General features: G+C 38.9%; 20 protein-coding genes and 1 tRNA gene. 6 read left to right on the top strand and 15 right to left on the bottom strand.

All coding sequences use genetic code 11. The features are described from left to right. The first annotated feature begins 55 nt into the window (after positions 1-55). Both ACFPIK_RS08990 and scpB read left to right on the top strand, forming a co-directional pair. Complete coding sequence (locus ACFPIK_RS08990) at positions 56-439, top strand: TraR/DksA family transcriptional regulator (RefSeq protein WP_377914381.1); 384 nt, start codon at positions 56-58, stop codon at positions 437-439. 2 nt (positions 440-441) lie between these two features. Then, complete coding sequence (scpB, locus tag ACFPIK_RS08985) at positions 442-1,002, top strand: SMC-Scp complex subunit ScpB (protein WP_377914379.1); 561 nt, start codon at positions 442-444, stop codon at positions 1,000-1,002. Here the strand turns inward: scpB and ACFPIK_RS08980 are convergent. The 4 genes from ACFPIK_RS08980 to era all read right to left on the bottom strand — a co-directional run bounded on the left by ACFPIK_RS08980 (position 999) and on the right by era (position 4,199). Beyond that, positions 999-1,310 carry a hypothetical protein gene (locus ACFPIK_RS08980; protein ID WP_377914377.1) on the bottom strand — a complete coding sequence of 104 codons (312 nt, stop codon included), beginning with the start codon at positions 1,308-1,310 and terminating at the stop codon, positions 999-1,001. The two genes, scpB and ACFPIK_RS08980, sit on opposite strands and share 4 nt — an antisense overlap. Before the next feature lie 383 nt (positions 1,311-1,693). Beyond that, a complete protein-coding gene (locus ACFPIK_RS08975) occupies positions 1,694-1,912 on the bottom strand; it encodes a hypothetical protein (protein WP_377914375.1) in 219 nt (72 codons plus the stop codon). 76 nt (positions 1,913-1,988) lie between these two features. Next, on the bottom strand, positions 1,989-3,302 hold the full coding sequence (gene der, locus ACFPIK_RS08970) for a ribosome biogenesis GTPase Der (RefSeq protein WP_377914373.1): 1,314 nt from the start codon (positions 3,300-3,302) through the stop codon (positions 1,989-1,991). 3 nt (positions 3,303-3,305) lie between these two features. After that, the gene (gene era / locus ACFPIK_RS08965; RefSeq protein ID WP_111393782.1) at positions 3,306-4,199 is read right to left on the bottom strand and encodes a GTPase Era; all 894 of its coding nucleotides are present in this window, start codon (positions 4,197-4,199) and stop codon (positions 3,306-3,308) included. Between the two features lie 67 nt (positions 4,200-4,266). Between era and ACFPIK_RS08960 the strand changes: the two genes are divergently transcribed. The 4 genes from ACFPIK_RS08960 (at position 4,267) to ACFPIK_RS08945 (ending at position 6,869) form a co-directional block, all read left to right on the top strand. Next, positions 4,267-4,339 (top strand) — tRNA-Met (locus ACFPIK_RS08960). A gap of 426 nt (positions 4,340-4,765) precedes the next feature. Next, positions 4,766-5,887, top strand: coding sequence for a hypothetical protein (locus ACFPIK_RS08955; RefSeq protein ID WP_377914371.1), 1,122 nt, complete (start codon positions 4,766-4,768; stop codon positions 5,885-5,887). A 98-nt stretch (positions 5,888-5,985) separates the two neighbouring features. Further along, entirely contained in the window at positions 5,986-6,330 is a 345-nt protein-coding gene (locus ACFPIK_RS08950) for a hypothetical protein (RefSeq protein ID WP_377914369.1), read from the top strand. 128 nt (positions 6,331-6,458) lie between these two features. Then, on the top strand, positions 6,459-6,869 hold the full coding sequence (locus ACFPIK_RS08945; protein WP_377914367.1) for a hypothetical protein: 411 nt from the start codon (positions 6,459-6,461) through the stop codon (positions 6,867-6,869). Positions 6,870-7,122: 253 nt separating this feature from the next. Here ACFPIK_RS08945 and ACFPIK_RS08940 read toward each other — a convergent pair whose 3' ends face one another. From ACFPIK_RS08940 to ACFPIK_RS08890, 11 genes are all read right to left on the bottom strand, one after another. After that, complete coding sequence (locus tag ACFPIK_RS08940; protein ID WP_377914365.1) at positions 7,123-7,395, bottom strand: hypothetical protein; 273 nt, start codon at positions 7,393-7,395, stop codon at positions 7,123-7,125. A 65-nt stretch (positions 7,396-7,460) separates the two neighbouring features. Further along, complete coding sequence (brxL, locus tag ACFPIK_RS08935) at positions 7,461-9,548, bottom strand: BREX system Lon protease-like protein BrxL (RefSeq protein WP_377914363.1); 2,088 nt, start codon at positions 9,546-9,548, stop codon at positions 7,461-7,463. Between the two features lie 3 nt (positions 9,549-9,551). Continuing rightward, entirely contained in the window at positions 9,552-12,035 is a 2,484-nt protein-coding gene (locus ACFPIK_RS08930) for a PglZ domain-containing protein (RefSeq protein WP_377914361.1), read from the bottom strand. Between the two features lies 1 nt (position 12,036). Then, positions 12,037-15,948: a BREX-1 system adenine-specific DNA-methyltransferase PglX gene (gene pglX, locus ACFPIK_RS08925; RefSeq protein WP_377914359.1), complete on the bottom strand. Its 3,912-nt coding sequence runs from the start codon at positions 15,946-15,948 to the stop codon at positions 12,037-12,039. A 1-nt stretch (position 15,949) separates the two neighbouring features. After that, positions 15,950-19,552 (bottom strand): BREX system P-loop protein BrxC, encoded by a 3,603-nt coding sequence (brxC, locus tag ACFPIK_RS08920; RefSeq protein ID WP_377914357.1) that lies wholly within the window; start codon positions 19,550-19,552, stop codon positions 15,950-15,952. A gap of 12 nt (positions 19,553-19,564) precedes the next feature. Then, the gene (locus ACFPIK_RS08915) at positions 19,565-20,131 is read right to left on the bottom strand and encodes a BREX protein BrxB domain-containing protein (protein ID WP_377914355.1); all 567 of its coding nucleotides are present in this window, start codon (positions 20,129-20,131) and stop codon (positions 19,565-19,567) included. After that, positions 20,118-20,885, bottom strand: a complete 768-nt coding sequence (locus tag ACFPIK_RS08910) for a BrxA family protein (protein WP_377914353.1) — start codon at positions 20,883-20,885, stop codon at positions 20,118-20,120. Before ACFPIK_RS08910 ends, ACFPIK_RS08915 begins: the two co-directional genes overlap by 14 nt. Next, entirely contained in the window at positions 20,885-21,358 is a 474-nt protein-coding gene (locus ACFPIK_RS08905) for a BrxE family protein (RefSeq protein ID WP_377914351.1), read from the bottom strand. The genes ACFPIK_RS08910 and ACFPIK_RS08905 overlap by 1 nt, the downstream gene beginning before the upstream one ends. A gap of 279 nt (positions 21,359-21,637) precedes the next feature. Next, positions 21,638-22,123: a hypothetical protein gene (locus tag ACFPIK_RS08900; protein ID WP_377914349.1), complete on the bottom strand. Its 486-nt coding sequence runs from the start codon at positions 22,121-22,123 to the stop codon at positions 21,638-21,640. A gap of 174 nt (positions 22,124-22,297) precedes the next feature. Beyond that, entirely contained in the window at positions 22,298-22,861 is a 564-nt protein-coding gene (locus ACFPIK_RS08895) for a hypothetical protein (protein ID WP_377914347.1), read from the bottom strand. A gap of 54 nt (positions 22,862-22,915) precedes the next feature. Continuing rightward, the gene (locus tag ACFPIK_RS08890; protein ID WP_377914345.1) at positions 22,916-23,605 is read right to left on the bottom strand and encodes a hypothetical protein; all 690 of its coding nucleotides are present in this window, start codon (positions 23,603-23,605) and stop codon (positions 22,916-22,918) included. Positions 23,606-23,620 lie beyond the last annotated feature (15 nt).

Genomic DNA, 23,620 nt, shown 5'->3' with positions numbered 1-23,620 from the left:
TTTAGGGAACCAATTGTTTAAAAGTCCCAGTAAGATCAATTAAAGCCAGACAGGTATGAGCCAAGAAGAAAAAACAGCCTACTCACAAGAAGAGCTTAGAGAGTTTGAAGAGATAATTCTTCAAAAATTAGCAGTGGCAAAAACAGAGCTTCATTCGCTCAAGGAAACCTTGAGTAAGAAAAATGATAGTGGGACTGATTATACCGCTTCGACCTCCAAACTTTTGGAAGATGGTGCGGATACTCTTGAGCGTGAAAACTTGAGTCAATTGGCTGCTAGACAACAGAAGTTTGTGATCAACTTGGAAAATGCTCTAATACGCATCAAAAATGGCACTTATGGCATTTGCGTGGATACCGGCAAATTGATCGCTAAAGACCGACTTAAAGCTGTACCGCATACCATGCATTCTATCGAGGCGAAACTGGCCAAAAAGTAATCTTGGATTTTCTTCATCGACATATTGAAGCACTCATTTTTTGTGCTCCAGAGCCCTTGACTGTCACTGAGATCGTCAAATGTCTCTCTGAGATGTTTGAGGCTGAAGTGCCCATGGATCATGTTGAGAGTGCCATCTATGAGTTGAGAAAAAAGTACAATCAAGAAGATTTTGCCTTTGCATTGGAGCATTTGGGTGGAGGATACCAGTTTCTTACCAAACCATCCTATCAGACAAGCATCAGTATTCTCCTCAAACAACAGTCTCAAAAAAGACTTTCTTCAGCCCAATTGGAAACCCTTTCAATTATTGCCTACAAGCAACCAATCACCAAAGGAGAAGTAGAGCAGATTCGGGGTGTAAACAGTGATTATTCCGTGCAAAAGCTTTTGGAAAAGGAGTTGATCGAGATCAAAGGAAAGTCGGAGGGAGTAGGTAAGCCTTTGATCTATGGTACATCCGAAAAGTTTATGGAGTACTTTGGGATCAATTCTTTACAAGACCTACCTCAACCCAAGGATTTCTCTCAGCCGGAAAATCAGATAGGTGAGGAGCGAGATTAATCTAAGGGTTTAACTTTGGCCAAAGTTGAGACCAAGAATTTTTTTCCAGTGTCCACCTCTTCACAAAGAATTCTGGTTCGTCTAGTTTCACCCTTTTTGAATTTCCTGCCTGCTAGAAGGAACGTGTTACCTGGCATGACATCAGAAAGAAATACTTCCTGAGCAGTTGATTCCTTTTTGTCGTATTTACTCATCTCCTTCATTAGAAATAAATCTCTTGCCGAACTAGATGAGGGGTTTTTCATGTGGAGTCGAAGCGGAATCAATAAATCATGCGGAAAGACGCTTTCAGAGAGTATTGGGACCATGAGTTGTTGAAACATTGATTTCCAATCTGCCCCATGAGGCACATGATTGGATCCTAAATTTTCAAAAACTCTCAGATGAGCTATTTCATGAATATAGGTGAGTAAAAATTGAAAGGGATTCAGGTCCGAGTTGAGTGTGATAGTTTGCATTTTCCTGTCCTTTCTATACCTAAAATCCCCAAGTTTGCTGTTTCTTGGGTTTTTGATTTGTAGTAAAAAGGGGGTTTCACTCCATAGAGTAATGCAATATTGGATTGAGTTTGAAGGAAGGTGTTTGGTGAAAATTTGTAAAAGTTCAGGCGGGATATTCATAAGGGCTAAAAATAAAAAAAAAGAGCTCCGATTTCGGAACTCTTAATTTTTTCACGCGTGGTGTGTGTTGATTACTGAGCAACAGCAGCAGTAGTGTCAGCAGCAGCAGCAGCAGAATCAGCAGCAGCTTGAGCAGCGGCAGCAGCAGCAGCTTCAACAGCAGCGATAGAATCAGCTTTAGCAGCAGCAGCGATAGAGTCAGCAGCAGCTTGTTCTTCAGTTGACTTTCCACCGCAAGATGCAGTAGCGATCAAACCAGCGATTGCGAAAATTGCAAATACCTTTTTCATTTGTTATGGTTTTCTTAATTACAATACAAAGGTACTAGTAATATTTTCAATTGTGCAAGAGCCGTTCAAATATTTTTTATTTGTTTTTATAAACAATTTTTACAGGAACTCCTTCAAAATCAAAGTTTTCTCTCAGACGGTTTTCCAAGTATCTGGTGTAAGGATCTTTGATGTATTGTGGAAGATTACAGAAAAAGGCAAAAACAGGATTTTTGGTAGGAAGCTGAGTTACGTATTTAATCTTGATGTATTTGCCTTTCCAAGCTGGAGGAGGATATTTTTCAATTTCCTGCAGCATGATATCATTCAATTTTGAGGTAGTGACTCTTCTTGTTTTGTTTTCATAAACTTTAACAGCAAGCTCAATAGCTTGGAAGATTCTTTGCTTTTCTACCACTGAGGTAAAGATGATTGGAATCCACTTATGTTCACCAAGTCGGTCCAGCATTTCATCTTTGATTTTGTTCATGGTTTTGTGATCTTTTTCTATAAGATCCCATTTATTCACCATGATCATTATTCCTTTGTTATTTTTGATTGCCAATCCAATCAGGTTAATGTCCTGAGCTTCCAGCCCTCGAGTGGCATCTACCATCACGATCACGACATCTGATTCTTCCAACGTCCTCAATGAACGCATAACAGAGTAAAACTCGATGTCTTCTTTTACCTTAGCTTTTTTACGGATTCCGGCTGTGTCTGTAATGATAAAGTCTTTGCCAAAAAATTTGTATCGCGTATGGATTGCATCTCTTGTGGTACCTGCTTCATCGGTCACAATAGATCTCTCTTGACCAAGTAGAGCATTAAGAAAAGAAGATTTGCCCACATTAGGCCTTCCCAAAATAGAGATTTTTGGCACACCTGCATCTGGATCTTCTTCTCCTTCATCTTTGAAATGTGTTATTACAGCATCCAAAAGTTCGCCTGTACCACTTCCACTTACAGCTGCAATTGGGAATATTTCAAAAGCACTTAGGCCCATCTGATAAAACTCATTGGCCATAAAAGCTTTTTCTCTGTTATCAGCTTTGTTTGCGACTATATAAAGAGGTTTTTTGGTGCCCCTGAGTTCGTTTGCAAATTCAGAGTCCAAATCTGTTAAGCCATCATTACAGTCCACTACAAAAAGGATTACATCTGCCTCTTCAATGGCCAGCTTCACTTGCTTTCTGATTTCTGCTTCAAAAATATCTTCAGAGCCAGTTACATATCCTCCTGTATCGATCACCGAGAAGAATTTGCCAGACCACTGCGCATGGCCGTAGTGCCGGTCTCGGGTCACTCCACTCAAGTTGTCCTCAATGGCCTTTCGTTCTTCTACCAAGCGGTTAAAAAGAGTAGATTTTCCCACATTGGGTCTGCCTACGATTGCTACTATATTTGCCATAAGTTAAGAGGGGTCGTACCCGAATTTTTTTAGTTTCAATTTATTCTTTCGCCAGTCTAATTCGACTTTAACGAATGTTTCCAAAAAGATTTTCTTTCCGAAAAACTTTTCCAGATCAGCTCGTGCTTCTGTTCCTACTTTCTTGAGCATTTTGCCTTTATCTCCGATGATAATCCCTTTTTGACTATCGCGCTCCACAAAAATGGTAGCTCGGATTCTAATGATATTTTCTTCTTCGTGGAAATCCTCAATACCCACTTCGGTGCTATAGGGGATTTCCTTTTTGTAATTGGTAAAGATCTTCTCCCGAATGATCTCAGAGGCAAAGAACCGTTCTGGTCGGTCAGTTAGTTCATCTTTGTCGTAAAAAGGGGGGTGCACTGGTAGCCTTTCCACAATTTCCTGTAAAATCCTTTCAGTATTAAACTGCTCTTTTGCAGATATAGGAATTACCGTGGTCGCCTGGATTCTTGAAGTCCAATACTGAGTGACTTCCTCCAATTGGCCTTCTTTGGCAAGGTCAATTTTGTTGATCACCAAAAGGATCGGGATGCCTGATTCGTTGATTTTTCGGATTACATCTTCGATTTCCTCTTCATTTTCATAGAGGTCAGTGACAAATACGATCACATCTGCATCCTCGAGAGAAAGATTGACAAATCCCATCATGCTTTTGTGAAGCTCATATTTTGGTTTGAGCATTCCGGGCGTGTCAGAAAAGACGATCTGATACTCATCCGTATTAATCAGACCAAGAATTCGATGCCGGGTGGTTTGAGCTTTGGAAGAGACTATGGATAGCCGCTCACCCACTAGGATATTCATCAAGGTGGATTTACCCACGTTTGGTTTTCCGACGATATTGACAAATCCCGCTCTATGAGGAGTTTGGGCCATTTTCAAAGATTTTTTTGCAAAGGTACTTGATTTTTGAGAGTTTGCCCTTACCTTTGCATCACAATATCGCGGGATGGAGCAGTTGGTAGCTCGTCGGGCTCATAACCCGAAGGTCACAGGTTCGAGTCCTGTTCCCGCTACAAAAAAGGCCTTATACAAACAGTATAGGGCTTTTTATTTTTCCGGGGGTTGGTTTGGGGGTCGGTTTACCGCCGGTAAGATGGGAATAAGTCGAGACTTACTCACTCAATTATCCTGGTGTGCATATACATTTTTTAATTAAGTGAGTTTGACAACCAGCCAGAAATCAAAAACCAAATCCGAAAATCCCACCCCACCCGGTTGAAAAATTTCGATTTTTTCCTGATAGGCTTTGGGGTCCTTGGTGTAGTAGAACCCCACCCGGATATCCAGACATCTTATTTTCTGAACTCCTTAAGAAGTTCATCCAGCACCTAGATCCAATAAAATTTTTCGGTCGAATTACCATCAAAAAAAGTCCAAGCCTTGGCAATCCGGAATTCGCTTTTTTGGGTCTAGCTTGTAACACCTTACTAGGTTCCCCTATGAATGATCAACACCTCTTACGAAAGGCATTAAAAAATTATGTTATTGAGGAGGGCTATCTGGCCTTTGCCGCCATGGTTTCCGACTTGATTTTAAATGCAGTCAAAAAACAACTCACAGAGCGTTATCCTGCTTTCAGGCTAGAAGGGATTCATACAGGCCAGTTTAGCTTCTTAGCCTCCTTTAAAACACCTGATTTAAGCGTCAATGATCCGGTGGATTTTCATCTGAATTTTTACTCTTGTGAACCTGCCGAAATAGACCCCAAGGAAATCTTTCTATTCGTTCATGAGATCTTTCAAAATAAGACAGTATTTGGTGAAATCATCTCCAAGAAATGGATTCAGTATGATAGCTTCTCTTCCTCTAGGTTTTTGTTCAGTTCAACGGTAAGAACCTTTGGAGGAATTCACTATCGAGTGATTCCATCCATTTCAAAGCAATCCATCTCATCTGTTTTTCCTTGGTATCCTGAGATGAAAATCTATGAAAAGCCAATTGAGGATTTCAGTCCATTCATGGCATATTCGTTTGCGAAGGTTGATGGAAAAGGCCAAGCCCCAATTTTGAAATGGGAAAAAGATCTGTCCTTCGCGTTTTTAGCTTGGTTTGAAAATGAAACAAGAGACACATACAATTCTTTCAATAGGGCAATGGCCGAATTATCTTATCAGTATAGGCCATTTAGATCAGCAGTCGTGGTTTTGATCTATCTCAAAATGCACCTCTTGGTCTATGGATCTGATCTTTATGAGGAGGACACGCTTCTTTTGATTACATTCCTTTGCGCGGTGACTTTTTCTCAACGGAAGCAAAGAGAATATACTCGACTGGGCTACCTTTCACCATTTACGTCTTTTGTGAGAGAATCAAAATTATTGATCCATCAAAAACCAAATCCTACAGGTGCTTCTTTTTGGTGGCTTTCTCATCCCTGTGATGAATCTTCCAATCTCCTTGAAAATTGGAATAAGGATGCGGCTAGTAGCACGAAATTTTTCCAATGGCTAGATCTTCTGAATGATCACTTTTCGGAGCCAGGACTACAAAAATCTGAGAAGAACCCAGAAGAATATTTAAAAAAAATATTTCTTCCTATTTTAACAGAGATGAAAAGCTGAAGGGCACAATTAGACCCCAGTTCTCGTAAAGAATCAATTATTGCTCAAGTAATACCAAAAAAATGTACCTGTCCCGGCATTGAATTCAACAGAATCCCATGGAAAAAGAAAGGCAGTTTAAGTCTACCGTTACAATTTCCTTTTCAAGTCTGAATCATAGGATCAATAAAAGATCTTGCGATTTGGAGGAATTATTGAGAGGTAGAGCCGATGCAGTCTGCAAAAGATCAGGCGCCAATCCAATCTATGAAATCAATTTCAGCTACCAGATTACCATCGAAAACGTGAAAAGAATCATCCGGTTGATTTTTGGGAAAAGCTGGTATATCGCTGATAAATATGCGAAAATCCGCATTGATGTCGAGGAATTAAATCATGGTAAATCCGCACCTGATAGGACGACAAAAAGTTTGTATTCACTTATCTATACCCCAATGAATTAGGGGAAATAATTTTCCACCTATTTTTGATTTTCCCAAGGTTTTCATAATGCTGACTGGTTCCATGAGGTTTTGGCGCCCTTAGAATCAAACCTTTAAGATCCCTTTCAAATTGAATTAAAGAAATAATTATGTGCAAAATATCTGACAAATTGAAGCTCTGCACTTGTAGTACTGTGAATGTTTATGAACTCAAGCATTATTGGGAATTATCTAAATTCCAAAAAAGTGATATAAAGGTAGTGGGAACCCTTATGCCTCCTCAACAGATTATAATTGGGGAGGATATTGACAGGCATAACCATGAAAAATTGGAAAAAATGTTGAATGATGGCAATTGCTTCGATGTTGACTTGAAATTAAATCATGGAGACTTTTTGGAGATTCATTTAACCTGCGAATATGACAAAAATGAAAATGTTCAATTAGTATATGAGTTTGTGTATAATGGAAAATGGAAGCTAAAAAAGCATTATCCTTTTGATAATGATAGGGTTATGAAACAAGGAGGAAAGGTATTAAGACCTTTTAGCAGAGTTTAACTTTGAGAACTGACAATGATGAATTACAAGTCGGCACTTTTCTCCTTGAGAAATCAAAATCTTGAAGGGAAGTATTTTGAAATCAACAACTTTTATAGAAGCAATTAAAAATAAAACTAAAATTTACATCTATAAAGTGTAACTAATTTCCAGAATGACTTAAACCTTTGAACAATTCTTATTCAATCATTCATGAAATACAAACAGTGATTTTGAATGAAGACATATCTGTGAATCATCGATATTTTATGAATTATATCTCCAAAATTATTTGATCTCCCTCATGGCCATATTTTAAAACTCCTGGTTCATCCATTGTAAAATACTTAGTGGTGAAAGATTCGCCATATTTTTTGTTTTTTTCTTTCCATACAATCACGATTTTCTCATCCGACCATTCTCCTTTATCAGAAATGAAAATCTTGGCTTCTTTGCCATCTGCTTTAATGTCAAGTGCTTTAGACAAGAAATCCTCCTGATTGTCTATGGATATTACTGGTATTTCTTCAAGTGTAATTCTTTTCATTGCTAGTGAATCTAATTTTTAGTTTGAATTATGAAAGTTTTTATCTTCTTCAAAGGATAATCTAACTATTTGTTTTTTATGAAATCAAACCCTGTTTCTAAACAAGATCTTAAGCTTTGGTCATTGGTGCCAATCTGGTAGAAATTACCGGCTAGTGATTGGAAATAATCCAAGCCTCTACCCATCACAATTCTCCAACCTGTTGAGGTAGTAATTTCCCTATCATGGACAGTGTTTGAAAACTCAAATGTGAAATCTATTTCATGCTCATATAGGCTATCGCCAATCTGCTCAAAAGCATATTTGTTCTCTTTTTCTTGTTCCAAATCATCTGCTGAAGTCACCAAATGAAGTTTCCTGCAATCCCCGATTTTCACCAAGAGTTCGGCAAATTTCAAAAAATTAGAAATCTGATGTTTTTGTCTGATGTATGGGTCTTGTATCGTGACGGATTTAGCACCTATTAAGTAATCTTTGAAGACTTCTTCATAGCTATACCCTACATCACCGTAACGGATTTTTAGATTTTTTTCAATGGCTTTTTTCTCAATGAAGACCTGGTTTTCCTGAACAGGTAATTCTTTGATAGGGATAGCAACAGGAAGATCGATCGGTTGAACCTCTGGCTCTTTTTGATTATCAGAGGAAGCATTTTGTAAAACCAATTTACTTTCCGGACAATAAATAACCTTTTCAATTCCTGCACTATTGAAGTAGGATAGATCTACACGACTGTACTCGTCATCGTCCTTCATTTTGTTCATCTGCTCCTTGACCCGTCTTCTTCCTTCGATTGCGTACTCCAAAATTTCATCAAATTCTTGATCAGTAGGATTGGCATCCGGATGAATTAGCTTGAGTAGCCCCATGGTTGTTTTTTGGATGGCCAAATCATCCCTTCCTTCTACATTAGGACCTAGCTTCATTTTCTCAGATAGAATATTACTGTAGGAACTATTGTTTTTGAACATGTGATGGAAGGCTTCCGCAAAGTAGTCTGTGATCAATCCATAGTTGGAGGCAAACCATCTTGGGTCCATTTTTGGTATTTCCCATCCCGGGAGGTAAAAAAAGAACCTATCCTGAATGGCAAAATCAAAGGCTTTAGGAAGGGTTAAGAACAAGGAATGCTTGTCGGATTTTACAACTTGATCAATAGACTGATCAATATTTCCAACAAAGGCAAAACTAGCATTAGCGATTACTTCCCGCCCTCTGCTAAAACGGCCCTTTGCCATGTAATCCTTCATGATCTGAACTGTGTCGGTATCCTTTATGTCAAGATTCCCAACCTCGTCAAATCCTATCGTGTCCCAAAATCCGACTAAGCCTACTTTTTTGCGCGCGTTGTTATAGAGTAGGGTGGCCGTACTTGCTTTACCACCAGAGATTAAGGTACAGTAAGGCGAGAATTCCGTGTAGAAGTGCGATTTTCCGGTTCCTCTAGGACCTAATTCAATGAAATTGTAATTGGCCTGAACCAAAGGAATCAAACGAGCTAAAAAATGTAACTTCAGTCTTTTCCCCTCTGGAACTCTTCCCTTGTATTCTTTGGGCAGGTTATCAATAATTTCAGGGTTAATACCTACGCTTCGTAGGACTACATCTATCCATTCATCAGTCGAAAACTGTCGTCTACCTTCTAAAAATTTATTGAAATCAAATCGGGCTAATTGAATTGGCTTGAAGTCTTCAATGTAAAACGCATAATTATCTTCCTCTATAGGATTATATGCCACGACCACTTCTGCCCATACGCCGCCTTCCAATAGTTTTTCATTCTCCTTGTAGAATTTTTCGCTTATAGCTAATCTATTCGAACCAAAATTCTCCATTTCAGCCCAATGACGCTTCTCTTTTTCAGAATACTTTACGTGGATTCGATCGATGAACTTATGTCTTCCTTTTTGCTGTACAAGCGATTGAGCTTTGTTGGCTTCGTTTGGCCTGACATAGTTTTTCTCCACTACTTCCAAGACAGCTTTTTTACCTTCTACAATTTCATCGGCATTATCGGTAGCACAATACTTTGCCAAAAGAAACTCCAACACAAACGAAGGCACATTAGCAGCCTTTTTGATATCATGAACGAGATCTTTTCTGACAACTTTGCCCGGAAAGCATTCATTTAATTTGATGTCTAATGCGTCCATAGTTTACAAATAGTTTGTGGTTAAGCTCAATTCGGAAAGGATTAATCCGGTGGAAGGAGATTTGGCAATCACTGTGAAGTCTCCATCGAAATCCTCCTCCATCGCAATTGAAAATTTCAGTGTTTTTCCCTGTTCGATTTCCAAATAACCGGTGGTGGAGTTTACATGCTCAGAAGGTGTCAAAAAGCCTACTTGCTTGTTTCCACTTATCACTTCGATCTGTACATCCAAGTTTCCTCCAAATAGGGATTCGCTGAAGGAAGCTACTTCCAAGATTGGTCTCATCGTAGTGATCTCCCCGGAAGTCTTCCCTTTATAGGTAAGGTTTACCTGAATTACTTCTTTTCGAATCAATTTCTCTGGTCTGAAGGTCATACAGGGTGTAATAACCTCCTGTAATGAAATACCCTCATGGAAGAATTGTTTCCCCTTTTCATAAGTGGCAAAATTCTTTAGAAACAGAAATTGATCTACTTCAGACTTTACTCCAAGATCTGAGGCTTTGAGTTCTAAATGGTCTGAATTGCCGGAACCTTTTCCGGCCAGGCATCTTGGTTTTTGCAAATACCATTCGCCTACCGGTTTTTCGGCTTTGTTGCCTGGCTTGTACTCATGTAGCAAGACAAACCCATGATCTGAGCCCAGAACAAATTCCTCATATCCCTTTTCTTTCAGCATACTGGAGACCTTTAGGATTTTGGTCAAAGCCTGCTCGATCAAGAACTGTGCATTGTCCGGTGAACTTTCTCCTGCCTGGTCTATTTCGGTAGTGGTTACAAAAAGTAGGTCTGACTGCATATACTTCCCAGCTATTATGTCTTTTTCCCAAGCCCAAGAAGCCTTGTCTCCATATATTCCTGCCACATACTTGACTCGTGAATCACGGGTTGAAGACTCCAATCCAGCTAGGTAGGGTTCCAATTTATCCTCCTTAACTTTAAGACTAAGGTTGGAAAAAGCCTTAGGCATCAAAGCAGCCATAGCAAACTTGGTTACCGTTGGAATGAATGCCAAGCTTGGTTGCAGCTCTGTTTGAAATGAAGATTTCTCCAGACCAGCCTTCAGTTGCTTTGCTAATTCGTAGCGCATTCCATCTACCAAGAAATAGACGGTCTTTTTTCCGGATTTTACCAAGGGCTCAACTTTTCGGTCAAAAAGATCAATGTTTCGCTGGATTGACAAGGAGCTAAGCCCTTCTTCTTCAATCAATCGGAGGAATAGATCCTGAACATCTTCCGTGAATTCTAGATAGGCGCTGACTGCGTAGTTGTGAACTGTTTTCAATAACTCGGAAACAGAAATGATTTCTGCTACATTTTTATCCAACTCTCGATGAAGCGTATCGAGCTCACAGACTTCTTGTGCATACCATTCTACCAGCGGTTGGAGGTTTTTATTTCCTTTGAGCTTTGCTCGTAATTTTTGACTCAGTTTCTTGATGTGAAGTGCTTTTCGACCAATCATCCAAGACAAGCGTCTATCATCATCATAGGTGCTCCAAATAGAGCTAAGAGATTGATTAAGAATGATTTCAGCATCATCTAAATTACCCTTCAGTAAAAAGTCTCTGAAAACCTTGAAATAGGCTGAATCTTCAAAGGCAAACGTATTGATATGACCCAAATTGGTTTCACTTGCAAAGAGCTTGGGCAGAGAGAGTTCCTCACTCACCCGCTTGGCTTGCACCACATAGAGCTCCTCCAAATCCTTCCGTTTCCTCAACTGATTACATACCTCATGTATCAGTTGTTTGGACTGAATCGTAGCTAGCGAAACATCTTTCAATGGTGAGGGAATTCCAATCGGTAGATCATGCACAAACTCGCTGTAGAGAACCAGATTCCAAAGTTCTTGGCTAATCCCTTCATACTTCTGTTTCTGTAATCCTACTCCCAAAACGGACTTGGTGAAGGTTTTGAATTCTTTCACCCAAGTCTTATCTGATTCCAAGAAAGCAACTTGATCCGCCGAAGGCACAAGGATGGCTATCAATATTTCCACATTTGAACTGGCTTTTAAGCCACTCTTTAACTTGGGGTAATTATTACCGTCCACCAAGGCATCAATGGCATCAAAGGAGGGATGGCTGTCTTCCTTGAAAAACTCCTCGATCTTGAATTCCTTTTCTGGCAAGGCCGCCAAGCACAACTGCTTGTATTCATCGGCAGCTTCATCCGGAAAAAGCCTTCCTCCGGCTGAGAAAAGAATAAACGGATCAAAGGTCAGTTCATCCTGATCCTTCTTAAGCTCAAAAGGCACATAGACTACCAGCTTTGCGTTTTCCTTTTTGGGCATTTCATGCACCCAATAGTCCAAGGCCTCTTCTCTGGCTAGGACCACATTTTCGGAGGCATCAAACACCTTGACCTCTGAACTCTGAAGGTCCAATACAATTTCTTTATAAAATAGGCAAGGATCGTAAATGACTAATCCCTTACCCGATTCCAGCTTTTTTAGAAAATGACTTTTAATAAACTCTCGGATCATATCAATCTAGTTTGAGCTGAGATGCGGATTTTATTTCCTTCACCTTCTTTTCCTTGGGCTTGACTTCACAGATATCCTCAAGGCCATGGACTATAGCCATGCTTAGATCCTTCTTACATTTCTTGCGAACTCTTTCTGGCCAGATACTGTAGGCTAAGTGAGCCCAATCATATTCTCCTTTTACCAATTTTTCCCAGCAGTCTTGAGTAGATTTCTTCCATTTTGAATGGCGGAAAAGATTGTTCAATGGTGCTGCTGTAATAAGTACTCCATCATCATGATTGGGTTTGTATGGAAGTTGTGAGACCCTTAATAGCTCTTCCTTAAAATCTTCCAATTCGGCTAGAAATTCCTTTTTATCATTCAGCTCTTTCGCAGAACTATTCATTCCTAAAACTTCAACCATTTTTGATATTTCTTTGATTTTTGGTTCAATCAATTGATTAATCACCGAAAAAAGAGTGGATTCACTTAGTTTGGGATAGTAAATCCAAACAGTGTAAGAATTTGATTTTGTGGAAATAGGCCAAAATAAAGGAGCTTCTCGTCTACTTTTAGTATATCTTAAATAGTGATAATTAAAAAATCCGGAAGGATTATTTATATAATTTTCCAAATTTCCATTGAACATATTGTTTTCAATATGGTGCCCTAAATTCTCCAAGTTGATCCCTGTTTCTAAGAAGAATGACGACAAATATTGAAATAATGAATAATTTGAATCCTTATCATTTGAAATAAAACCATTAGATAGTGTTTTGAAATTACTCCTCTCGCCAATCTCTCTAAGTAGTCGAGGATTATTTGGTAATCTATCAAAAAAAGACTTATTTATTTTGTTTTTTTCTTTGACTGCTTGATCATTCCAACGTGCAAAAACAAAACCAATAGAAAATTGAATTATTTCCTGACATACTTCCGATAGGAACACAGAAGGATCTACAAAATAATTTGTAAAAAATAAAGTTTCCGTTGGTCGATTTGTCTTATATCTTCCAATCAAATTCTTCGAATTTAAACCTAAACCACTTCCTTCTAACCAAATCTTATCATTTAAATCAATGCTTTCATAATAATTTTGATGATCACTTATTAAGCTATTCTGCAAATTTTTGATGCTGTTTTTTATATTAGATAAATCGTCTAACTGATTTAGAATTCCTTCATATTCAAGGTTAGTTTCATCAAATGAATAATATTTTCTTTTAATTTGTATTATGCGTTCAGTGTTTTGAATTACTGAGTTTGTTTTTTCTGAATCCAATTTTGGAAATGGAAGAATATTTATATATCCTACGTGCTTATGTTGACCACAATATAAATTTATAACATATTGAGCCAAACTCGAATTTAAAAATGCAAGAGTGATTAATGCATCATTATGATTCAAATCTGGAATTGCTTTGCCTTCGGAAGTGAAAATCATATCTTTCTTAAAGATATGGGCATCTATAATATCACCTCTTTTCCCAAAACAAACACCCGGCAATCCATGGTAAGAAAGATTTCTGAGTGTAACTTTTTTGTTTTTTTCAACTAATGTTGCATCTTTTCCATAGATAGTTTTCTCTCTATAAACACAATAAAACATTGAAAATGGACCGCCATTGTATAGTGTGCGATATATTTCATGTTCTTTAATTTCCCAAAAAAGCCTAAAATGTTCATTTGACACTAAATTGTGGCCTTCTCTAACCTGAGCTCCATTTCTTTCTAATGAATCAAATTTTCTAAAAAGCTCGACAATTTCTTCATTCCAATCATATCCGATAACTGCATTAGGTAAATTCGTAAAGCTGGATGATTTCATCCATTTCTGTCTGCTTACATCATTTATAGATTTCAATAGTGAAATTTCTTTATTGCTTTCACTTTGAAGATTTATAAATACGCCTATAGAATCTTTCTTCATTTTACTTTGGACTGAAGCAGTTGTTTCAACATTTGCATCAAGTACTCCCCATCCAGTATCAATTAAATGAGTTATTTTACTGATAAGTGAGTCAATTCGGAATGACTCGTAAGAACTCTTTATTAAAACCGTTCTGTCATAAATAGAGCCTAATTCTCCACTTTGTTTTAAGAGGTCGGTCATTCTAGAAAAAAAGCAACAAAGAATGTTTTTTCCCCAATTTGGATAGTTTTCATTAAAATAATCCTCTGTTAAAATAGATCCTGCTCCAAACGGAGGATTCATCACAATTACATCATATCGCTTTCGGCATAATTCAATAAAGGCAAAGCCTCTTGCGGTATCTTCTGCAAAGAGTAATTTTTGAAATGCATCTTCCCCTTCTGCATTTTCTGCAAAGGATTTTAAGGCTTTGAGTACTTCTTCCTCTGCAGTATCAAAAAAGTCTTTGGAGATTTTTTGTCCTTTGCCGTAGATGGCCGCCATCTCAGCCACTTTATTCTCCTCTTTGCTTCCGAAAAGGGATGCCTGTGTGGTTGAGTGTTTAAACTGCTCGTATTCCTGTCGGGCTATTTCGATCTCTTTCTTAAGCTCTTCCTCGATCTTGAGCAGAAGCCCCGTTTCCCCTGCCAATTGCATTTTATCCCAAATAATCCTCACTAATTTCCCAATCGGTCCGGGGAGGGATTTAGAAAACTCACTTAGCAGTTGCTTATCCCCAGGAAGTGGTTCTGCAATAACCAAATTACTTTTGCTGATGGAAGGTCGATCTGCTGGTTGAAGATTCAGTGCATCAAAACTCTTTTGAGCGCGCAACCACAAACTTAGACCTGCAATCTGGATTGCTCTGGGGTCAATATCCACCCCGTGAATATTGTATCGTAAAATTAATCCCGGGATTTCCTTGATAAAGTCCTCTCGAAGGTATTGATCCCGCAAGTCTCGAAGCAGAGCTGGATGATGATCCCATGCCTCGATATAGATCTGCTCAAAAAGATCAAAGCCATACAGCCCAAAGTGCATAGAACCACAGGCAGGGTCGAGAAAGAGAATCTCCCGGGGATCTTTGAGGGCTCTGAATTCCACATAATGTGCTCCATCTACTTTGGTCTCCGGAATAGCTTCCCCTTTCTCCAAAAAGATTTCTAAAGATTGCTTGACCATGTACTGGCAAAGGTCTTTCAGGGTGGTTGTTCCCTTGGTCATTTCATACCACTGCCTACCCAAGCTATTGTCCACCAAGAACTGTACGACATAGCGGGGGGTAAAAAATTGGTTTCTGACCGCCAGCTCTCGACTATTTCGTGGAGCATCAGATGCATCCCGCATTTCCGATATTTCTTCTCTGCTATTGTAGTATTGGTAGATCCAGCCGATCGTTTCGTCTTCTTTCCACAGGTTGATAGGTTGGTGTCCAGATTCCCGATAGATATTCAGCTCTTCCTCATTGATGATCGTCAACAAATCCAACAATACCCGCTCCGAAGGAAACAATAAAGCGTATGGGGAGAAGCGGTCAAATACCGCAGGTAGATCGATGGCCAATTCGTCAAAAACATGACCGATATACCATTTGTACCGGGTGAACTGATCGGCTGTTTTAGCTCCACCGGTTAACTGATCATAGACCAAAAAACCCTCCGAATTATAGCTGTTGCGAATAGACTCCCGGATGATGTTTCGTTCCTCAGACATTCGGAGCGCAGCGAAACGGTTAAGAATGGTAAAAGCCTGTTCACGTACTAGTTGTCGGACTGCTTCTGGGGCTTTATTGTCACCAGCAATGGTAGATTCCAAATAATGCAGTCGCTGTCTCAACAGCCTAGCCGTTTCGATGACGGATGCCTCTCTTGAAGTAAGCTCCTCTACCAGAAGACAGGTACCGTTCGGTCGAATACCATAAAATTGTTGAAGTTGAGTTTCAAATTCACTCATCAACAGTTTCTTCGCAGCCTGTACGAAGGATTTGATTTTATTTCTAGCTCCTTGGGATAAAGACATCTTACCAGTTTATTTCAATTTCATTACCTGCATTTAATTCCCCTCTTACTGCCTCCAAGGCTGAAATCAAGTCATCGAGTTGACGCTCGGATGAAATGGTCTTGGAGAAGGTGGATAAATCTTTTTTTACTTTTTTCGCTCCATCAAGAGGTTTTGCTGGCAGCGGTTTTGATTTGAGATATTCCGCTTGCTGTTCTCTGACATACAGAATCTTGTTGGTAACCACGTAATTGGAATTCAAAACTTCCTTGATCCCTTCGAGCCCTTGTTTGTTTTCAATGACCAATCCGTCAATCTCTTCAGAAAGGATATCTTGTTGTTCAGAGGTTAATCCATACCAGTTTTTTCCGGACTTAATTTGTTTTACCTCAGCTTCAATTTTTTCATTTTCTGAAGTCAACAATTTTTGGCAATAGTCAGCACAAAGGGTTTTGATATTGGAAATGGCATCTTTCAGATCCGAAATACGATTGAAAAATGAATGGTCAGAGAGAATATCCTCAATGGCCTCAAAATCTTTTCGGGTGTTTTCTTTGAGCTCTTTGGGTATTCCAGAATCTGGTAAGGCCTCAATACTGTCTTTCAAGGAATTTGCCTCTTTGAAGGCGTGCTCCATTCCTTGTTCAAATCCCTTGTGAACACTGGCAATCCATTTCAGATTTTCAAACAAATCAGAATCAGGTTTGCCTAATCGGAATGCCGCGTCAGAACCTTCCCCTTTCAGAACCTCGGCAATCCCATCCTGTACTTCTTGCGCTTTATCCTGGCCAGGAAGCTTGAGGTAATTTAGCTTTGTTTTTATGGAAGAGTACTTGGTTTGAAACTCTGGGAAATGTCTTCTTACTACCTCTGCTATTCGGTCTTGCAGCGGTGGCACTTGATCTCCTGTCAAATGGGTTAGCCGCTGAACCGATAAAGCTAGCATTGGATTGGAGGGTTTTTCGGTAGCTTGATAGGCAGAAATTCCTACTTTGTTGAATCCATTGACATTCTTTAATGACTCAATTGCCTTAGGACCTTTTACTTTGATGTCTTGACCACTTAGCCTGAGTTTGATGTCTGAGGCGAGGAACATAGCCGACACTAAAAACCGCGTGGTGTCTTTACTCCATCCATAGGGCGCAGAATCAAAATGGTCTAAGAGTCTTTTACCTTCTACATGATCTTCTCTGAGAATATACTCTCTAATCGATATAATCGCTTCTTTATCCAGATCTACTGAACCATCACTTTTGATTAAGTCAAAATGATTAAGTGTTTGGGGAAGCATTTTCAAATCAGTATAAGAGAGTAACTTTTCAGCATCACTTCCTCCAATAAGAAGTGGTGCTTGTTTGTACTTTTCAAAAACCAATTCAGCCACTTCCTTTAACCTGCTATTCGCGGATTCCTTGAATTTATTACCATACGATATGACAGGTTTATTTGTCCCCCTGAAGACAAATTCACCTTTTTCAAAGCTCTGAATGATAACTCTACGGACGGAGTCCTTCAGCCTTTTTGCCTCTTGGTCTTGGCTGTTTAGGTAATCATTGATCTCCTTATCTTCGTATCTATTTCGAGTATTATAGATCCCCTCGCATTTGACAATTTCGATGATTTCGTTGGTAATGTCTTTCTCCATCTTGCCTAGGAGAAAGAATCTAGATGACTGAGACTTATCTGTGCTGGATTTGAGAAGGTCCTCCAATACTTTTGAATATTCTGTTGCACTCAATAGCAGTACTTCCAACTGAATTTCCTCATTGGTCTCCAATAATTTAAAAACCTTTCCATCCTGATTAAAATTGACACCAGATCTGACAGTTTTAGTATTCAGCAATCTGGCACTAGGTACAGGAGTGAAGATATCCGTCAAGATGGATTCATAGATTTTCCTAATATCACCAGTTGAGGGAAGAATTTTATTTTTCTCCAGCTCAATGCTGATGATGGCATCAGTCATGAACCTTAACTGTCCATCAATTTCATTGAGTGTACATCCCGGGGTACTTTTTAATTCGTCAATGATCAAACTAACCTCTGCAAAAACAGAATCACTACTGACATGAGGGTGCATCAGTGAAGCCACATTTTTTGTGGAGAGGTGAAAATCATCAAGTAACTGTAATACCGCAATGGATTTGGAGACTTTGGCCTGGTCTGAGGATTCTCCATAAAGAGTGGTAATCTTATCCACTGCTCCAACGATATGGCTGTAGGATTTTCTGATATCAGCCTTCAATACATCATAGATATGGTAGGTAGTAGCCAATTTCCCCACTTCAAATTCTGCCAAAGGATTGCTTTCGGACGCTAATTTTTCGGTGAGAATGTCTTGAATGACTTTGATTGCGGAACGCAGACCAACCCCGCCCGTAATCTTTGCCAATCGGCCAAGAAGAGAAATGATGATCTCAAAGTGTTGCGGCAAAAATGGATACAGGTTGATGAAAAGTTTTTCATCCAACTCGTCTTTTACGTACATCGTACGCTCACACTTTTCTAGCTTGGTATAATGGCGAAGCTTTTCTCCATTTGCCTTGTAAAGATTCCGTAATTGATCAGAGAAGTTGCTGGACTTTCCTAGAATCCTTTGGGTACATATTTCTTTAATATCAGAAGCTTCGATTTCAGCCTTAATTGGGAATCGAGCATTCAATTTATAAAGCTTATCAGAATTAAGCCTTGCATTGGGATTATCTTCAGTGAGCGTTTGTTGTGCTGTGGCAAGGAGCCAAGCTTTCCCCCCTCCGATATCTTTCAGATTCTCCAATGTCCCTTGCATGGACAAAATCAAACTATCCTTGGCCGAAATGTATTGGCCCACTTCGTCCACTACAAAAACTATATTTTCCTTTCCGGTGATGTTGCGAATTGTGGAAAGCAATTCTTCTACCTTTTGCTTATCCGTTCGCATATCATCTACTCTGGTAATCTTAAATGACCTGCTATCAGGCCAAATTTCAGGGTAAATTTCAGCTGCAAGATTACTGGCAATTCCTTTTGCCCTAAGAAGATCACTGTTCTTTATTTCATCCCAATCTTTTCCATGTTCTCTCTTAATCTTATCTACAAAGATTTTGAGTTTACCATCTTGCTGAAGCATCTGTTCCAAATAGGCCAATTGGCTATCAGTAGAATATCCCGCCAGCTGATTAACCTTTGCAATTAAAAGCTCCAAGATTGGAGGAAGTGTACCACCTTTTATTTGTTCAGTGGCACAGTCTAAAAGAATGACCGCAGGATCATACTGGTTGACAATATTTTTAAATAATTGGGAAGTAGGAAGAGAATTGATTCTGTTTGACAACCTATCGAGGAATAGTTGATTCTCAACCTTTAAATCTTTTTGAAGTCCATAGCCTAGGTATTTTGCAAAGGAGCTTTTGCCTGAACCATAAAACCCTGAAACCCAAATTCCGATCTCATGTGAGCCCCCTTCCATGCCACGATGTAAAGAATCCAAGATCTTATCAAAATTCTCTTTGAGCTTTTCTGTAACCACATACTCAGAAATTTCATTTTTTAGATTGATTTCTGAAGCGTTACCAAAAGTGACTACCTTCTCTATAGACCGGTAGATGTTCTTGTCTGAGCCAAATATTTCTTTAATCTTCGTCATTAACTTAACTCTTTAAAAGTGCTTTGATCTATAATTTCCATCTTCAGGATAGAAGCCCAAAAACTTTAATGCGGAACCGGAAACTTCTCCAGGATACATGATAATCATAGGAACTTCGATTTGATTGTAAATTTTCTGTTCAACAGGGCCGAACCTGGTAAAGGGGTGAATTGCCTCTACATCGGTGATAAACAAAACTCCGTTTTTTAGTTGCTTGACTTCCTCTTGCTTAGAAAGGATAGCATTCTCAATGACTTGTTGGTTTTTAAGGTTCTCGCCCAAACTTTCATATACGTCTTTCATTTCGTATTCATCTTCGACAGCATCCTTACCCGCCTCAATTCGATAGTCATCTTGGCTGAAAAAAGACTTTAATACCTCATGAAGAGATAAGGATATTGGCTCAAGATCCCGATGCTTTGCAAGATCCAGCCAACCTTCATTCAACCTTTTCTTTACACTCTGGATGTCGTCTAGACTAAAGGTCAAATAACAAATGGTTTTATCACCGCTATGGTCATGAGCTTTGGGCTGAACCAAGTAGTCCAGTAAATCGCTATATCGTTTATCTGCATTCATAGTCTATAAATTCCTCCATGGTTTTAAAAACCCACCCAATTTTTAGAATCTCTCCCGAGTATTGAAAAATGAATGTTCCTTTAAAGGAAATTCTTTCAATTTCTTTAATCAGCTGATGAAACTCGAATCCCAATAAAGACCAAATTTCATCTTCGACAATTTTTTGATCACTATATCCCTTGAAGTGAAGTTCGTGCAAGAAAAAACTACACACTTTTGTATTAGGAGAAGTTACTTTTAGAAATCCTTCCTTGTCCAGTAGTCCAAAATCATTTAAACAAGAAACCAGGTAGGAAGAAACTCGTGAAATCATTGAATCACTCCAGGCTGGGGCTTTTCCATCAGAAATTGCCCTTAAAAGGAAGCTCCTCGAAGTGTCCTTTGTGATCTTTTTTGAATGTTTCTCTTTCCGTAATTCCAAAACAAAATCAAAAAGGACCTTATTTGCCCGGCTCGTGTAAACGAACAGGATGGACTTGAGTGAATCCAGGCTTAGTCCGCTTTCCCGCAATAACTTTAAGTTTTTAACTGTATTTTCATTGGCTTTCCAATATCGATCAAAGAATACCAGGTTGATGATATCTTTCGTTCGATGCTCAGTAGACTTATTGAGGATATTATGGGAAATACAACGAGTTATGAATTCGGACTTAGATTCGCCAATTTCATAAAACTCGATAAGCGCCAGAGTTTCATTGACCAATCCCGATCCTTTAGCGAGGTTACTGTTGTAATTGAATCTTGGTGAGGTCATTAATTCAGATATGGGTGAACTTTGTAATCATGCTCAAAAGCAGAAAGGTAATGAGCTGCTAGGACCTGAATGATGTCTGAATCTATCCTTTCTGTTGATCCAATATTAATAGGACCATGGTGTCGCTCAATTGATAAGTCCTCTGAAAGGCTTTTCAAACATTCCAAAGCACCGTCATACGTAAGGGATTTATCCTCTACTTGTATTTTTGCCATTTTGAATAGTTTCTCTTCCACCTGAATCGGGAGTCTGAAGAGATGGTAATAATTAGCCCCTACCTCTGAATCAACCAGATGCCTGATTGGATCGAGGTAAAAATTCATTTTTTGGTTAATGGATTTTGGGAAGATGTAACCTAAGAAATCCTTTGAACTAGACTCAAAGAATTGAGTGTTCCACCACTTTCTATCTTCCATTAAGAAACCAACGACGGTTCTTAATTCAGAAATTTTTACGAAAACGCTTTCTTTCATATCAAACCTTAATATTCAGGGGTGATCTTCATATAAATGACAAAACTTTACTCTGAGCTAAACTTTTTTTTGAAATGAAATCAGAAAAATTAACCGTGAAGCTAATCTGAATCCATTTCCTCACTTCCAATTAAGTGATTAGTATCTATTGAGCTGAGACCAGAACTAAATCTTGTCATTGGAAAAGTAGCACTATTTTTATAAGAACTCAATCTAAACTTATCCTAAAAAGTAAATAATTTGAAGGCGATTTTTTGGTCACGACTTTATATGAAAATTTCACGAACAAACCTCAAGCAAAGCCTTTATTCTTTTGATCAAACTATTGAGATCCTCTTCCGGATTCTCTGTATAGTAAATTCTGTAAGAAGATGTTTGACCTGGGCCGCCTTCAAATTCACCGTATTCTGGATAGATAAGGTCATCCAGAACTTCAAAGAGTAATAAATTATAGTTAGGTATGTCAATTTCCCACTCATTTTTTTCCGCATTGAAGTTACATCGGTCTTCATACAGGATTTCCTCCCAAAGGGCTTGAAGGGTTTCATTTTCAAATTCTAATGGATTTGCAGGATATCCACACTTATTTATTTGGGATATAAAAAATTCAGTGAGAAGTTCTTCTAAATCAATTTTATCAAAAATATATCCACCGTCAAGTGAATCAAAGGTCACATCGTAAAGGGCAAATAAATGTTCACAGTTTTCTTCACTCTCGCAATATGGACAGGCAATGGGTTCTTCAGTATCTGGATTGGTTATCATAGTTTTTTAATTAAAGTAGTAGTAAAATGATTTCAATTATTTTGAATGATTCGGTTTGATGGTATTAAGCTTTTTATGATTCCGATTCCTTATGGGATTGGCATAAATGGGATCAAGGCTTTGGAAATAGGGTAAAATCTAATTTCCGGATACCTTGATCCTGGTTTTCAAATTTTAATAAAACGGGATTCCGAAGGAAACATCCCCGTCCTTAGTGGTGTATGGATTTTCCAGAACAGATCCATCAAACTCACCCTCTGTAAATCCAAAGATGAAAGGCAAGGAAACATCATCAGGCCCTTCTAAGATGCAAAGGCAGGTTTGCAGCCAATACCCGGTATCATGTGCACGTTGTATGCTCTCTTCCTCCAGGTCCCACTCTAATTCGCGCGATGTTTTTTTCTTCTCATAGTCATCTTCCCAATTTTCGTCTTCTTCACGGCGTTTTTTTTCTTCTTCATCAATCTCCTCTTCCTCTTCGCCATAATCATTTACCCAATTCTCATAGGTGTATTCAAATGCCCAGTTTTCGGTTACCTCAATCATTGAATCATTTCCACCTAGTTCAGTGAAAAGCTCAAATGCGTTGTTTTCCGCCAAGGCTTTGAACTTGGGTCTTTTCTTTCTTGTGTCTTCAAAAATGATTCTTCGGCGGTCATCTATTTCCTCTATAGAAAGGAGTTCGTCCCAGAGTGCTTGGATTTCTTCCGGGGTATGGGTTGGGTTTTTCTCTGCCATTTTAGTGTTTGTTTTCGATTTATTTTTAGAGAATTGGGAAATTTCGGTTTTGGGTTATGTTTCTCGATTTAACCTATTCAAAACTTCAATTTTGAAATTTCTTAGTTTCTCAAGGACTTCTTCCAGGACTTTAAAGTCCAAGATATATAGCAGCGATCCTGATCCTGAAGAGAGGTAGGTATCTTCATGTCTCGGGTTGCCTGTCAAAAGGGATTCTCCAAATAATTCAAAAATGGCATTTGTCCGGTTGTAGGAATAGGGTGAAAACATGGAATATAGTCCGGTTTCTTCTTCCTCAAGCGCTTCATTTTCTTGGAACAAGGAGGAGATTTCATCTGTCAGTGTAATGATTTCATCAAACTCTGGTTCGGTCCATTGGAACTCCCCTTCCCACAAGAGTGCCAGTATGTGAGAACAGCTAAAAACCATAGCCCCCGCGTTATTAATGCCGCCACAAACAGGACAAAGCTCATCACCTCCTTCTTCTTCAGAATTTTCGTCGTCACTGTCATCAGATGCTAAATAAAACCCTTCTAAGGAAGCTAATGGAAAAGTGGAATCGAAAGGTAAAATCAAATAGCTCCTCGCTTGGCTAATTAGGCTAAATGAGCCTAAAGTGTTGCCAAGGCTCAAGCTTGCTCCTGTGAATGAATCATCTTTGTCAAATTGTAAAATCACATAAGACGTTATGCCTGTAAGATCAAGCTGGGAATTTAAAACCTCGTGGTTGACTTGAATCAACAACCCTTCTAGATCAGA

The sequence above is a fragment of the Algoriphagus aquatilis genome, assembly GCF_042657405.1.
GTDB lineage: Bacteria > Bacteroidota > Bacteroidia > Cytophagales > Cyclobacteriaceae > Algoriphagus > Algoriphagus aquatilis.
Note: the sequence above shows the minus strand (reverse complement) of the source record. Positions and strands in the feature narration are given on the sequence as shown.